This is a genomic window from Streptomyces sp. NPDC002104, assembly GCF_053593795.1.
Genome location: NZ_JBSFDF010000023.1, coordinates 66,781 through 79,718, shown reverse-complemented (window position 1 = coordinate 79,718; position 12,938 = coordinate 66,781). Strand labels below are relative to the sequence as shown.

The window sequence follows — 12,938 nt, the reverse complement described above, 5'->3', positions numbered from 1 at the left end:
GGGCGGGAGCGGGGCACGCGGAAGCGGGGCACGCGGGAGCGCGACGGCGGGAGCGGGAGCGGCCCCGCCGCGCTTACTCCGACGCCGAACGCGCCGCCATCGCCGCGCCCACGATCCCCGCGTTGTTCTGCAGCTCCGCCGGCACGATCCGGGCCCGGACGCCCTCGATCAGCGGCAGGAACTTCTCCGGCTTGCGGCTCACTCCCCCGCCGATGATGAAGAGGTCCGGGGAGAACAGCATCTCCACGTGCGCCAGGTACTTCCCCACCCGGTGCGCCCAGTGCTCCCAGGTCATGTCCCCGTCGTCCTTGGCCTTCACCGACGCCCGCTTCTCCGCGTCGTGGCCCTTCAGCTCCAGGTGCCCCAGCTCGCTGTTGGGCACCAGGTGCCCGTCCGTGAACAGCGCGCTGCCGATCCCGGTGCCCAGCGTGAGCAGGATGACGGTGCCGCCGACCCCGCGCCCCGCCCCGTAGGCCATCTCCGCGACCCCGGCCGCGTCCGCGTCGTTCAGGACCGTCACCGCACGGCCGTCGAGCTTCGAGGAGAGCAGTGCGGCGGTGTCCACGCCGATCCAGGCCTTGTCCATGTTGGCCGCCGACCGGGTCACCCCGCCCGTGACCACCCCGGGGAAGGTCACCCCCACCGGGCCGTCCCAGCCGAAGTGGCGCACCACCTCGACGACGCAGCCGGCCACCCCGTCGGGGGTGGCCGGCTGCGGTGTCAGTACCTTGTGGCGCTCCTGCGCCAGGTCGCCACGGTTCAGGTCCACGGGAGCGCCCTTGATCCCGGAACCGCCGATGTCCACGCCGAAGATCTCCATGGACTCACCGTACGAAAAGTCCCGCCGGAGCGCCCTGCCGGGGAGGGACCTACTTCTGTACGCCCTCGGCCGCGCCCGGGGCAGCGACGAGCTCCGCCGCCTCCGCGCGCAGGTCGCGGCGCAGTTCCTTGGGCAGGGAGAACACGATGGACTCCTCGGCCGTCTTGACGATCTCCACGTCCCCGTACCCGCGGGCGGCCAGCCATTCCAGCACCTCGTCGACCAGCACCTCCGGCACCGAGGCGCCCGAGGTCAGACCGACGGTGGTGACGCCCTGGAGCCAGGCCTCGTCGATCTCGCTCGCGAAGTCCACGAGGTACGAGGCCTTCGCGCCGGCGTCGAGGGCGACCTCGACCAGGCGGATGGAGTTCGAGGAGTTCTTGGAGCCGACGACGATGACCAGGTCGCAGTCCTTGCCCATCACCTTGACCGCTTCCTGGCGGTTGGAGGTGGCGTAGCAGATGTCGTCGCTGGGCGGCGAGACGAGCAGCGGGAACTTGGTCTTCAGGGCGTCGACCGTCTCCATCGTCTCGTCGACGGACAGGGTGGTCTGCGACAGCCAGACGACCTTCGACTCGTCGCGGACGGTGACCTTCTCCACGTCGTGCGGGCCGTCCACGATGGTGATGTGGTCGGGGGCCTCGCCGGAGGTGCCGATGACCTCCTCGTGGCCCTCGTGGCCGATGAGGAGGATGTCGAAGTCCTCGTTCGCGTAGCGGATCGCTTCCTTGTGCACCTTGGTGACCAGCGGGCAGGTGGCGTCGATCGTCGCGAGCTTGCCGCGGGCCGCCTCCTCGTGCACCACCGGGGCCACGCCGTGCGCGGAGAACATCACGATGGAGCCCTCGGGGACCTCCTCGGTCCGCTCCACGAAGATCGCGCCCTTGTTCTCCAGGGTCTTCACGACGTACTTGTTGTGCACGATCTCGTGCCGTACGTAGACCGGCGCGCCGTACTGTTCGAGGGCCTTCTCGACGGCGATCACGGCTCGGTCCACGCCCGCGCAGTAGCCGCGCGGGGCGGCGAGCAGAACGCGGCGGGATGCGGGAGCGGGGGCGTCAGCAGTCATGGGCTCCATCGTACGGGGGTCTCCAGCAGGCCGGGGGTCCCCCGTTCGGCACAAACTGGGGCGAACATCCATACCGGTCACACTCCCGGAGGAAAGATGGCGTCCGCGACGGATCCCAGTACGCCGCCCGGCCCGCCCGGCTCGTCCGGCCCGCCCGGCGGCCCGTCCGCCGTGCCCGGCAGCTCGCTCCGGCGCAGTCTCGGCTTCCGGGACCTGGTGGTCTACGGGCTGCTCTTCATCGCCCCCATGGCCCCGGTCGGGGTCTTCGGCACCCTCGACGCCAAATCGCACGGCGCCGTCGCCCTCGTCTACCTCGTCGCGACGGTGGCGATGGCCTTCACGGCCTTCTCCTACGCTCAGATGGTGCGCGTGGCCCCGCAGGCCGGCTCCGTGTTCACGTACGCCCGCAAGGGCCTCGGCGAGGGGCCCGGGCTGATCGCCGGGTGGATGGCGATGCTCGACTACCTGCTGATCCCGGCGGTCGCGTACCTGTTCTCCGGGATCGCCATGAACGCCCTGGTCCCGGAGGTCTCCCGGTGGGTGTGGACGGCCCTGGCGGTGGTCGTGACCACCCTGCTGAACCTGTGGGGCGTACGGGCCGCCGCGCGGGTGGGCTTCGCCGTGCTGGCCATGGAGATCGCGGTCCTGCTGGTGTTCCTGGTCTCGGCGGTGACCGTGCTGATCCGGGGCGCGGAGCACCGCGGCTGGCTCTCCCCCTTCACTGGGGACGGCTCGCTCGGCGGGTTCTCCACGGCCGCCGTGCTCGGCGCGGTCTCGGTGGCGGTCCTGTCCTACCTGGGCTTCGACGCCATCGCCTCCTTCGCCGAGGAGGTGACGGGGGGCAGCGCCAAGGTGGCGCGGGCGGTGCTGTTCTGCCTGGCGCTGACCGGGGTGCTGTTCATCGCCCAGACCTATCTGGCGGCCCTCCTCAGTCCCCTGACGGCGGCGGAGCTGGCGGCCGACCCGGGGAAGCAGGGCCCGGCCTTCTACACGACCGTCGAGGCCTCCGTGGGGATGTGGCTGCACGACCTGGTCGCCGTCAGCAAGGCGATCGGGGCCGCCTTCGCCGCGCTGGCCGGACAGGCGGCGGCGGGCCGGCTGCTCTTCGCGATGGCCCGCGAGGGGCGGCTGCCCCGCGCGCTGGCCCGCACCTCGCACGGGACCCCGCGTCCCGCCCTGCTGGTGGCGGCGACCGTCACGCTGATCGCGGCCGTGTGGGCGGCCCGGCGCGACGACGGGCTGGACCACCTGGTCTCGGTGGTGGACATCGGGGCGCTGGTGGCGTTCACGCTGCTGCACGCCTCGGTGATCGGCTGGTTCGTGGTCAAGCGGCGCGAGGGGCCGCCGAACTGGTTCAAGCACCTGGTGATCCCGGTCCTCGGCGCCGCCGTGACCGTCACGGTGATCGTCGAGGCCTCGTGGACGGCGCAACTGGTGGGGGCGGTGTGGCTGCTGGTGGGCCTGGGCATCCTGGTGGCCCAGCGCGGGCGACGCGGGGGCGGTCAGGGCTCCCGGCCCGGCGCCGGTGTCGGTTCTGGCGGCTAGCCTGCGTGCATGGGTCTGAATTCGTCGGCTGACGCGCCGCTGCCGGTCGGTCAGGTGTCCCGGCTCATCGGGGGCTGGATCGACCGTCTCGGCCAGGTGTGGGTGGAAGGGCAGATCACGCAGCTCTCGCGGCGGCCGGGAGCGGGGGTGGTCTTCCTGACGCTGCGCGACCCCTCGCACGACATCTCCCTGAGCGTGACCTGCTTCCGGCAGGTCTTCGACGAGGTCGCGGACTCCGTGAGCGAGGGCGCCCGCGTCGTCGTACTGGCCAAGCCCGAGTGGTACGCCCCGCGCGGGCAGCTGTCCCTGCGGGCCACCGAGATACGGCCCGTCGGCATCGGCGAGCTGCTCGCCCGGCTGGAGCGGCTCAAGCGCTCCCTCGCCTCCGAGGGGCTCTTCGCGCTGGACCGCAAGAAGCCGCTGCCGTTCCTGCCGCAGCTGATCGGGCTGGTGGTGGGGCGGGCCTCGGCGGCCGAGCGCGACGTGCTGGAGAACGCGCGGCGCAGGTGGCCGGCGGTCCGCTTCGAGGTCCGCAACGTCGCCGTCCAGGGGGTGCACGCGGTGCCCCAGGTGATCCAGGCGGTCAAGGAGCTGGACTCCCTGCCCGAGGTCGACGTGATCATCGTGGCCCGCGGCGGCGGCAGCGTGGAGGATCTGCTGCCCTTCTCCGACGAGGAGGTCGTACGGACCGTCGCGGCGGCCCGTACCCCCGTGGTCTCGGCGATCGGGCACGAGCCGGACTCCCCGCTGCTGGACCTGGTCGCGGACCTGCGGGCGTCCACGCCCACGGACGCGGCGAAGAAGGTGGTCCCGGACGTCGGCGAGGAGCTGGAGCGGGTGCGCCAGCTCCAGGGCCGGGGGCTGCGCGCCGTGCGCGGGCTGCTCGACCGGGAGGAGCGGGGGCTCGCCCACGCGCTCGCGCGGCCGGTCTTCGTCCATCCCCAGCGGATGGTGGAAACCCGGGAGGCGGAGGTGGACGCGCTGCTGGCGCGCTCCCGCCGGACCCTGGGGCACCTGCTGGACCGGGCCGATTCGGAGCTGGCGCACACGCTCGCCCGGGTGGTGGCGCTGTCCCCGGCCGCCACCCTGGAGCGCGGGTACGCGGTGCTCCAGCGGGCCGACGGGCACGTGGTGCGCTCGCCCGGGGACGTGGCGGAGGGCGACGTGCTGCGGGCTCGGGTGGCGGAGGGGGAGTTCCCGGTGCGGGTCACCGCCGCCGGGGAGCCCGCGTAGGCGGGCCGCACCACCGGCAGTTCACTTCACACTGCCGCAACATATTTCGTTGTACTACACAGTTAAGGTGGGAGCGGGAATGGCCGAGACCGATACGGCGCTGGGGTACGAGCAGGCCCGGGACGAGCTGATCGAGGTCGTCCGCAAGCTGGAGGCCGGCGGCACCTCGCTGGAGGACTCCCTCGCGCTCTGGGAGCGCGGCGAGGAACTCGCGACGGTGTGCCGCCACTGGCTGGAGGGGGCCCGCGCCCGGCTCGACTCGGCACTGGCGGCCCGCGAGGCGGCGGAGGGGACCGGCGGAGCCGGCCCGGAGTGATCTCGCTCACCCGCTCACAGATTTAGTTGAAATTTCACCTATCTCCGTCGTACTGTTCAGGACATCGCTTCAGCAGTCCCGCACAGAAGAAGGCTTTCCCGATGTCTCTCGTTCTCGACGCCGCCGCTCAGGACCTCCTCTTCCGCGAGGCCCGCACCGCCAACACGTTCTCCGACGAGCCGGTGACCGAGGAGCAGGTCCAGGCGATCTACGACCTGGTGAAGTTCGGCCCGACCGCCTTCAACCAGACGCCGCTGCGCATCACCCTGGTCCGCTCCCCCGAGGCCCGCGAGCGCCTCGTGAAGCACATGGCCCAGGGCAACCAGGCCAAGACCTCCGCCGCCCCGCTGGTCGCGATCCTGTCCGCGGACAACGAGTTCCACGAGGAGCTCCCGCAGCTGCTCCCCCACTTCCCGCAGGCCAAGGACGCCTTCTTCTCCGAGCGCCCGGTCCGCGAGCAGTCCGCGCTGGTCAACTCCGCGCTGCAGGCCGCGTACTTCATCATCGGCGTCCGCGCCGCCGGCCTGGCCGCCGGCCCGATGACCGGCCTGGACTTCGCCGGCGTCCAGAAGGAGTTCCTGGACGCCGACCACACCCCGCTGATGGTCATCAACATCGGCAAGCCGGGCGAGGACGCCTGGTTCCCGCGCTCCCCGCGCCTGGAGTTCGACCAGGTCATCACGACCGTCTGAGCCCAGCGCCGCAGGCAGTGAACGCGAAAAGGCCGCGCCCCCCGGATTCCGGGGGGCGCGGCCTTTTCCCGTCGTGCCGTGCGCGTCGCGCGTCGCGCGTCCAGCGCCGCGGGCTACGGGCTACGGGCTACGGGCTACGGGCTACGAACCCTGCTTGAACTCCAGCGCCGCGGCCATCGCGCCGAGCTGCTCGAAGGAGGCCGTCCCGGTCACCACGGTGACGTAGCCCTGCTCGTGCCGGACGAGGGCGTCGTACTTCTCGCCGTCCCACTTCTCCCAGACCTGGTCGCCGACCTGCTGGGTCTGCCCGGTGGCCGTCGCCTTCCGGGTGACCTTGGCGATGTACTTGTCCGAGGCGTCCGCGGACTGCTCCACCGCCACGTACTGCTGCGACGGGTCCAGGAAGCCCAGGTGCCAGGCGCTGGCCTCCTTGCGCGCGTAGCCCACCGAGGTCGCCCGCCACTCCGGCGGCAGCCCGACGGGCACCGCCACGGGGTACGGGGCCGCGCGCCGGGCCGTGAGGCTTTCGACGCGGTAGTCGACCACCCGCGTCGGATCGGCCTTCTCGTCATGTGGGATGACCAAATAGATCCCCCCGACCACGACCCCGATCACCGCCAGCGACCGGACCATGTCCACGACCGTCTGCTTGCCCTTCATACCTGCCACCCCACCATGGTCCCGCATGGCTCCCGGCGATCACCGCCGGGGTCCGTACGGCACGCCCGGCGCGGCGCAAGATGTCCGCTCAGGACAAACCGCTGACCGATATGGCGCTCATACGTGACCCGGTCTGCTCAATATGTCGACGTACCGATAGAGTCCAGGGACCCTCACTCCCGGCCGTCGCCGTACAGAAAGGTGCGCTCCGATGACCGAGCACAACCTGCCGCCCCAGCTCGAAGTCTCTCCGGAGGCACCCGACCGCAACCTGGCCCTGGAACTCGTACGGGTCACCGAGGCCGCCGCCATGGCCGCGGGCCGCTGGGTCGGACGCGGTGACAAGCTCGGCGCCGACGGCGCCGCCGTCAACGCGATGCGCACCCTGATCTCCACCGTCTCGATGAACGGCGTCGTCGTCATCGGCGAGGGCGAGAAGGACGAAGCGCCGATGCTCTTCAACGGCGAGCGGGTCGGCGACGGCACCGGTGCCGAGGTCGACATCGCCGTGGACCCCATCGACGGCACCACCCTGAACGCCAAGGGCATGCCGAACGCGATCGCCGTCCTGGCCGCCGCCGACCGCGGCACCATGTTCGACCCGTCCGCGGTGTTCTACATGGAGAAGCTGGTCACCGGTCCCGAGGCCGCCGACTTCGTCGACATCAACGCCCCGGTCTCCGTCAACATCCGCCGCGTCGCCAAGGCCAAGAACATGGCCGTGGAGGACGTCACCGTGATCATCCTCGACCGCCCCCGTCACGAGGGCATCGTCAAGGAGATCCGCGAGACCGGCGCGCGCATCAAGTTCATCTCCGACGGCGACGTCGCCGGCTCGGTCCTGGCCGTCACGGAGGACAGCGGCATCGACCTGCTGCTCGGCATCGGCGGCACCCCCGAGGGCATCATCTCGGCCTGCGCGATCAAGTGCATGGGCGGCACCATCCAGGGCAAGCTGTGGCCCAAGGACGAGGCCGAGCGCCAGAAGGCGATCGACGCCGGCCACGACCTGGACCGCGTCCTGTTCACGAACGACCTGGTCTCCGGCGACAACGTGTTCTTCGTCGCCACCGGCATCACGGACGGCGAGCTGCTGCGCGGCGTCCACTACCGCTCGGAGACCGCGACGACCTCCTCGCTGGTCATGCGCTCGAAGTCGGGCACGATCCGCCAGATCGACTCCACCCACCGCCTCTCGAAGCTCCGCGCGTACAGCGCGATCGACTTCGACCGCGCGAAGTAGGCAGGACGCCGGCGGCGGCACCGCACGGCACGGCACGGCAACACGGAAGGGGCGCTCCCGCGTGCGGCGGGGGCGCCCCTTTCCGTATGCCCGTATGCCCGGATGTCCGGATGTCCGCATCTCCGGACCGCTCCGGCGGGCCGCGAGGTTGCGGGCGGGGCTACGAGGCTTCGCGCAGCTCCCCCGCCCGGCGGCGCCGGCGGGCCAGCACCACCCGGCGCTCGGCGGCCGTGAGCCCGCCCCAGACGCCGTACGGCTCGGGCTGGATCAGCGCGTGCTCCCGGCAGGCGACCATGACGGGGCAGCGGGCGCAGACGCGCTTGGCGGCGTCCTCGCGGGACAGCCGGGCGGCGGTCGGCTCCTTGGACGGGGCGAAGAACAGCCCGGCCTCGTCGCGCCGGCACACCGCGTCCGCGTGCCATGGACCGTCCTCTTCCCTGGCCGGCACCCGAGGCTTCGGTACGACCGCCGCCGGGCGCCCCTGAAGACTCTGGACGGCGGCTACCTGCAGGGACTGGCGCGGCGGATGCGGCACGGTCTACTCCTGACGACGTATACGCGAGCGAGAGAGGCGACGCACCTGTCCCTACCCGCTGTGCGCGCCCCTATGCACCGTGTGCCGCCGATCCGGCCGGTACGACCGAAAGGTGCTCCCGCCCGGGCCCGCTCCGCACGCCCCCCGCGCGACGTCGGCGTGACGTCCGCGCGCCCCCGCCCGGCCCCGCCCCCGTCACCCGGACGTCACGCCGCGGCCGGCGTCCAGTCCGGGCGCCGGCCCAGGAAGGCGAGCAGCGCACCGGCCGGATCGGCGTCCGGATCGGGCGCGGGAACGAGCGCCGGGGCGTACGCGAACCCGCGCAGCGGCTCGGCGAGCACCCGGGCGGCCGGGCTCAGGGCCGCCGCGAGGGCGGGGCTCAGCGGGGAGGCCTGGCCGGTGGCGACCGCGAGGTCCCAGGCGTGCACGGCGGCGTCGAGGGCGGCCGCCGCGACCGCGGTCTCGGCGGGGAGCGCGAAGGGGGGCAGCGGCACGGCCACCTCCGCGGTCCCCGGCAGCACCCCGGCGAAGGCCGCCGCGGCGGCGGCGAGCGCGGGCTCCAGCAGCTCCGCGGGACTGCCCGTCAGGGTGCCGGTGGGCGCGAAGGGGTCCTCGGCCGGTCCGGGCCCGCCGGTGAGGCGGCCCGCGTAGGCGAGCTGGTCGCCGGCGGCGTGCTGGAGCACTTGGCCGACATTCCACTGGTCGCACGGCGTCGGTGCGCCGAGGGCGCCGGCCGGTAGGGCGGCCGCGACGGAGCGCAGCGCCTCGTATGCCTGGTCGAGCAGGTCCCACTTGGATACGGTCATGGGCCGACCCTACGGTCACCTACCGGCCAAAGGGGCCTATTTCAGGGCCAGTTGCCCGCGCGCCGCGCTACCGGGCGTCCTCCCGGCCCTTGCGGAGCCGGTTCGCCAGGTCCACCAGGCGGGCGCCGGGCTTGGGGCGGGCCTCGATGTTGCCCAGCAGGGCGAAGCCGCGGACGATCACGACCGGGGCCTGTGGGTCGGTCTCGCCCCGGCCCTCGCCGCGCACCTCGAAGTTGCCGAGGACCCCGCTGCCGTAGCCGCGCAGGGTGACGTTCTCCGGGACCAGGATCTCCACGTTGCCGAGGATGCTGGTCACGCTGATCTCGGTGACCTGCTGCTCGAAGACCGCCTGGGTCAGGTCGATGCCGATGTCGCCCATGACGGAGACCGCGCGGGTGTGCGCGCCGGGCCGCCAGCGGCCCTTGCGGGAGGAGCTGCTGCACACGGCAACGACCGTCTCGACCGGGGCGCCCGCCGGGGCGCCGCCGGTCCGGTACGCCGCTTCCTGGCGGGTTCCGGCGCCGGGCGCGGGGAGGTCCCGTACGAGCACGTCCAGCTCGCCGACCGTCTTCAGCGCGTACAGCGAGTCGAGCCGCTCGGAGTGCTCCTCCGCGGTCAGCCGGCCTTCGGCGACGGCGTCGGCGAGGATCTGCGCGATCCGGTCCCGGTCGGCGTCGGAAGCGCGCAGCCCGGGGGCGTGCGCGGGGGCCGGCGCGGGGGCCGGCGCTGATGAGGGCTGCTTTTCCAGGTCCACGCGCCCCAGCATAGCGAGACACGATAGATCGCGATACTGGGCAGTGAGCCTTACCTCACAACAAAAGCCACCGGAAGAGGTCCTACGCTGGATACCGCGCTGCCAAACGGTCGTCAGCGCCGTCTGCCGAGTGAGGGAATGACTGCCGTCATGCCAGAGTTTGCGTACACCGACCTGCTGCCCCTGGGCGAGGACTCCACCCCGTACCGGCTGGTGACCTCCGAAGGCGTCTCCACCTTCGAGGCCGACGGCCGTACGTTCCTCAAGGTCGAGCCGGAGGCGCTGCGCAAGCTCGCCGAAGAGGCCATCCACGACATCCAGCACTTCCTGCGCCCCGCGCACCTCGCGCAGCTGCGCCGCATCATCGACGACCCCGAGGCCTCGGCGAACGACAAGTTCGTCGCGCTCGACCTCCTGAAGAACGCGAACATCGCGGCGGCCGGCGTCCTGCCGATGTGCCAGGACACGGGCACCGCGATCGTGATGGGCAAGCGCGGCCAGAACGTCCTCACCGAGGGCGCGGACGAGGCGGCCCTCTCCCGCGGCATCTACGACGCGTACACCCGCCTGAACCTGCGCTACTCGCAGATGGCCCCGGTCACCATGTGGGAGGAGAAGAACACCGGCTCGAACCTGCCCGCGCAGATCGAGCTGTACGCGACCGACGGCGGCGCGTACAAGTTCCTCTTCATGGCCAAGGGCGGCGGCTCCGCCAACAAGTCCTTCCTCTACCAGGAGACCAAGGCGGTCCTCAACGAGGCCTCCATGATGAAGTTCCTGGAAGAGAAGATCCGCTCGCTCGGCACGGCGGCCTGCCCGCCGTACCACCTGGCGATCGTGGTCGGCGGCACCTCGGCGGAGCACGCCCTGAAGACCGCGAAGTACGCCTCCGCGCACTACCTGGACGAGCTCCCCACCGAGGGCTCCCCCCTGGGCCACGGCTTCCGCGACGAGGCCCTGGAGCAGCAGGTCTTCGAACTCACCCAGAAGATCGGCATCGGCGCGCAGTTCGGCGGCAAGTACTTCTGCCACGACGTCCGCGTCGTCCGCCTCCCCCGCCACGGCGCGTCCCTCCCGATCGCGATCGCCGTCTCCTGCTCCGCGGACCGCCAGGCCACCGCGAAGATCACCGCCGAGGGCGTCTTCCTGGAGCAGCTGGAACGCGACCCGGCGCGCTTCCTCCCGGAAACCACGGACGAGCACCTCGACGACTCGGCGGACGTCGTCTCGATCGACCTGAACCAGCCGATGGAAACGATCCTCGCGACCCTCACCCGGCACCCGGTCAAGACCCGCCTCTCCCTGACCGGCCCCCTCGTGGTGGCCCGCGACATCGCGCACGCCAAGATCAAGGAACTCCTCGACTCCGGCGCGGAGATGCCGCAGTACCTGAAGGACCACCCGGTCTACTACGCGGGCCCCGCGAAGACCCCCGCGGGCTACGCGTCGGGCTCCTTCGGCCCGACCACGGCCGGCCGCATGGACTCCTACGTCGAGCAGTTCCAGGCGGCGGGCGGCTCCAAGGTCATGCTGGCCAAGGGCAACCGCTCCCAGCAGGTCACCGACGCCTGCGGCAAGCACGGCGGCTTCTACCTCGGCTCCATCGGCGGCCCGGCGGCGCGCCTCGCCCAGGACTGCATCAAGAAGGTCGAGGTCCTGGAGTACGAGGAGCTCGGCATGGAGGCCGTCTGGAAGATCGAGGTCGAGGACTTCCCGGCCTTCATCGTGGTCGACGACAAGGGCAACGACTTCTTCCAGAACCCCGCCCCGGAACCCACCTTCACCCACATCCCGGTCCGCGGCCCGGGCCTGGCGTAACACCTCGCGGCACCGGGGCGGGCGGACGTCCCGCCCCGGCAGGCGTGACGCATCGACACTTCACGGGCGACCCCCGGGCCGCTACTGCGAAAGGACCGCGAAGCCGGACTCCTGGAGGAGGGCCGTCAGGTGGCGGGCCTCCGTCGGGGTGGCGCGGTAGCCGTCGCGGACGGCGGCCAGGAGTTCCTGCATCGTCAGGCCGAACTCGTCGCGGAGGGCCTTCAGGGCCGTGGCGGGGGCGCCTCGCAGGAGGAGTGTGACCGTTCCTTCGGCCGCCACCACGGCCGCACGGACCTCCGCCGGAGGCCGGCCGCGGCCTTCGCCGCGGTTGCACGTGTCCGGGGCACCGAAGCCGCAGGTATCGCACTCCCACTCGGACCTCCACAGCAGCCGGCCGCGCTCGATCAGCTGCCACGCGTGGAAGACGCAGCGCGGGCAGGGCTCGCAGTATGCGATCAGCATCATCGGCTCCGGCATGGCGACACCCTGCCCTGCCCGGCAGGGCGCCCGCATCCGGTTAACGTCGGGGACACGAGCCCGCGTCTGGGTGTTCACCCCGGTTTGCAAGGATTTCCGCATGGCAGCGACGACCGACCTCCCCCCGGCCCGCGGCACGCGGGTCATCGCCCATCGCGGGGCTTCGCACGAGCATCCCGAGCACACCATGGCCGCGTACCGGCAGGCCATCGCCGACGGGGCCGACGCGCTCGAGTGCGATGTGCGGCTCACCGCCGACCACCGGCTGGTCTGCGTGCACGACCGGCGGGTCGAGCGGACCTCGGACGGGCGCGGGGTCGTCTCCGAGATGACGTACGAGCAGTTGCGCGCCCTCGACTTCGGGGCGTGGAAGGGGGCGGGCCACGCCGGGGCGCGGGTGCTGCTCTTCGAGGACCTGCTCAAGGAGGCGCTGGCCGCGCCGTACCCCGTCGGGCTGGCCGTGGAGACCAAGCACCCCACCCGGGCGGGCGGCCGCCTGGAGGCCGAGCTGGTGCGGCTGCTCGGGGAGTACGGGCTCGCCGACGGCGGAGCCGGCCGCGTCGAGGTGATGAGCTTCTCCCGGTCCGCGCTGACCCGGATGCACCGCCTCGCGCCGGGACTGCCCGCCGTGTACCTGATCGAGCGCAGGATCCGGCCGGTCCGGCCCCCGTACGCCACGCACGCGGGCCCGGGCATCGAGCTCGTACGGCAGGACCCGGGTCTGGTGGGCCGGCTGAGGGCGAAGGGGCTCCGGGTGCGGGTGTGGACCGTGGACGAGCCGGAGGACGTGGAGCTGTGCGTCCGCCTGGGCGTGGACACGCTCATCACCAACCGGCCCCGGGACGTGCGCAAACTGCTGCTGGACATGTGAGCACCCGGCCGGGGTGCGCCGGCCGGGCGTGGGGGGCGGGTGGTGTGCGGGACGTCGGACCCACGGGGGTACGGGTCCGCGGGAGGTTGCGGCGGTGGC

At 72.1% G+C, this 12,938-nt stretch carries 14 protein-coding genes; 7 read left to right on the top strand and 7 right to left on the bottom strand.

The features are described 5' to 3' along the window. Positions 1-73 precede the first annotated feature (73 nt). The gene (gene ppgK / locus ACWCP2_RS20690; protein ID WP_450910049.1) at positions 74-820 is read right to left on the bottom strand and encodes a polyphosphate--glucose phosphotransferase; all 747 of its coding nucleotides are present in this window, start codon (positions 818-820) and stop codon (positions 74-76) included. 49 nt (positions 821-869) lie between these two features. Continuing rightward, complete coding sequence (locus ACWCP2_RS20685) at positions 870-1,898, bottom strand: 4-hydroxy-3-methylbut-2-enyl diphosphate reductase (RefSeq protein ID WP_450910048.1); 1,029 nt, start codon at positions 1,896-1,898, stop codon at positions 870-872. A gap of 87 nt (positions 1,899-1,985) precedes the next feature. Here ACWCP2_RS20685 and ACWCP2_RS20680 point away from each other — a divergent pair, with 87 nt between their 5' ends. The 4 genes from ACWCP2_RS20680 to ACWCP2_RS20665 all read left to right on the top strand — a co-directional run bounded on the left by ACWCP2_RS20680 (position 1,986) and on the right by ACWCP2_RS20665 (position 5,675). After that, positions 1,986-3,434: an APC family permease gene (locus ACWCP2_RS20680; RefSeq protein WP_450910047.1), complete on the top strand. Its 1,449-nt coding sequence runs from the start codon at positions 1,986-1,988 to the stop codon at positions 3,432-3,434. Between the two features lie 9 nt (positions 3,435-3,443). Then, the gene (xseA, locus tag ACWCP2_RS20675) at positions 3,444-4,667 is read left to right on the top strand and encodes an exodeoxyribonuclease VII large subunit (RefSeq protein ID WP_450910046.1); all 1,224 of its coding nucleotides are present in this window, start codon (positions 3,444-3,446) and stop codon (positions 4,665-4,667) included. 79 nt (positions 4,668-4,746) lie between these two features. After that, positions 4,747-4,983, top strand: coding sequence for an exodeoxyribonuclease VII small subunit (locus ACWCP2_RS20670; protein ID WP_450910045.1), 237 nt, complete (start codon positions 4,747-4,749; stop codon positions 4,981-4,983). A gap of 101 nt (positions 4,984-5,084) precedes the next feature. Beyond that, entirely contained in the window at positions 5,085-5,675 is a 591-nt protein-coding gene (locus ACWCP2_RS20665; protein ID WP_450910044.1) for a malonic semialdehyde reductase, read from the top strand. A gap of 141 nt (positions 5,676-5,816) precedes the next feature. Here ACWCP2_RS20665 and ACWCP2_RS20660 read toward each other — a convergent pair whose 3' ends face one another. Then, the gene (locus tag ACWCP2_RS20660) at positions 5,817-6,335 is read right to left on the bottom strand and encodes a DUF4245 domain-containing protein (RefSeq protein ID WP_450910076.1); all 519 of its coding nucleotides are present in this window, start codon (positions 6,333-6,335) and stop codon (positions 5,817-5,819) included. Positions 6,336-6,546: 211 nt separating this feature from the next. Here ACWCP2_RS20660 and glpX point away from each other — a divergent pair, with 211 nt between their 5' ends. Further along, entirely contained in the window at positions 6,547-7,578 is a 1,032-nt protein-coding gene (gene glpX / locus ACWCP2_RS20655) for a class II fructose-bisphosphatase (protein ID WP_250742766.1), read from the top strand. A 160-nt stretch (positions 7,579-7,738) separates the two neighbouring features. Here the strand turns inward: glpX and ACWCP2_RS20650 are convergent, their stop codons facing one another. The 3 genes from ACWCP2_RS20650 to ACWCP2_RS20640 all read right to left on the bottom strand — a co-directional run bounded on the left by ACWCP2_RS20650 (position 7,739) and on the right by ACWCP2_RS20640 (position 9,673). After that, entirely contained in the window at positions 7,739-8,113 is a 375-nt protein-coding gene (locus ACWCP2_RS20650) for a WhiB family transcriptional regulator (RefSeq protein WP_374213444.1), read from the bottom strand. A 206-nt stretch (positions 8,114-8,319) separates the two neighbouring features. Continuing rightward, complete coding sequence (locus tag ACWCP2_RS20645; protein ID WP_450910043.1) at positions 8,320-8,919, bottom strand: TIGR03086 family metal-binding protein; 600 nt, start codon at positions 8,917-8,919, stop codon at positions 8,320-8,322. Positions 8,920-8,986: 67 nt separating this feature from the next. Then, positions 8,987-9,673, bottom strand: a complete 687-nt coding sequence (locus ACWCP2_RS20640) for a DUF1707 SHOCT-like domain-containing protein (RefSeq protein ID WP_450910042.1) — start codon at positions 9,671-9,673, stop codon at positions 8,987-8,989. 150 nt (positions 9,674-9,823) lie between these two features. On the opposite strand from ACWCP2_RS20640, the gene ACWCP2_RS20635 reads away from it, so the two are divergent. Further along, positions 9,824-11,491: a fumarate hydratase gene (locus tag ACWCP2_RS20635; protein WP_450910041.1), complete on the top strand. Its 1,668-nt coding sequence runs from the start codon at positions 9,824-9,826 to the stop codon at positions 11,489-11,491. An 81-nt stretch (positions 11,492-11,572) separates the two neighbouring features. Here the strand turns inward: ACWCP2_RS20635 and ACWCP2_RS20630 are convergent, their stop codons facing one another. Beyond that, positions 11,573-11,968, bottom strand: a complete 396-nt coding sequence (locus ACWCP2_RS20630) for a hypothetical protein (RefSeq protein WP_450910040.1) — start codon at positions 11,966-11,968, stop codon at positions 11,573-11,575. Between the two features lie 100 nt (positions 11,969-12,068). On the opposite strand from ACWCP2_RS20630, the gene ACWCP2_RS20625 reads away from it, so the two are divergent. After that, complete coding sequence (locus ACWCP2_RS20625; protein WP_450910039.1) at positions 12,069-12,839, top strand: glycerophosphodiester phosphodiesterase; 771 nt, start codon at positions 12,069-12,071, stop codon at positions 12,837-12,839. Positions 12,840-12,938 lie beyond the last annotated feature (99 nt).

Bases quoted from the DNA above. Each gene is read 5' to 3' on its own strand.
- ppgK (WP_450910049.1), bottom strand. From the start codon at position 820: ATGGAGATCTTCGGCGTGGACATCGGCGGTTCCGGGATCAAGGGCGCT.
- ACWCP2_RS20685 (WP_450910048.1), bottom strand. From the start codon at position 1,898: ATGGAGCCCATGACTGCTGACGCCCCCGCTCCCGCATCCCGCCGCGTT.
- ACWCP2_RS20680 (WP_450910047.1), top strand. From the start codon at position 1,986: ATGGCGTCCGCGACGGATCCCAGTACGCCGCCCGGCCCGCCCGGCTCG.
- xseA (WP_450910046.1), top strand. From the start codon at position 3,444: ATGGGTCTGAATTCGTCGGCTGACGCGCCGCTGCCGGTCGGTCAGGTG.
- ACWCP2_RS20670 (WP_450910045.1), top strand. From the start codon at position 4,747: ATGGCCGAGACCGATACGGCGCTGGGGTACGAGCAGGCCCGGGACGAG.
- ACWCP2_RS20665 (WP_450910044.1), top strand. From the start codon at position 5,085: ATGTCTCTCGTTCTCGACGCCGCCGCTCAGGACCTCCTCTTCCGCGAG.
- ACWCP2_RS20660 (WP_450910076.1), bottom strand. From the start codon at position 6,335: ATGAAGGGCAAGCAGACGGTCGTGGACATGGTCCGGTCGCTGGCGGTG.
- glpX (WP_250742766.1), top strand. From the start codon at position 6,547: ATGACCGAGCACAACCTGCCGCCCCAGCTCGAAGTCTCTCCGGAGGCA.
- ACWCP2_RS20645 (WP_450910043.1), bottom strand. From the start codon at position 8,919: ATGACCGTATCCAAGTGGGACCTGCTCGACCAGGCATACGAGGCGCTG.
- ACWCP2_RS20635 (WP_450910041.1), top strand. From the start codon at position 9,824: ATGCCAGAGTTTGCGTACACCGACCTGCTGCCCCTGGGCGAGGACTCC.
- ACWCP2_RS20630 (WP_450910040.1), bottom strand. From the start codon at position 11,968: ATGCCGGAGCCGATGATGCTGATCGCATACTGCGAGCCCTGCCCGCGC.
- ACWCP2_RS20625 (WP_450910039.1), top strand. From the start codon at position 12,069: ATGGCAGCGACGACCGACCTCCCCCCGGCCCGCGGCACGCGGGTCATC.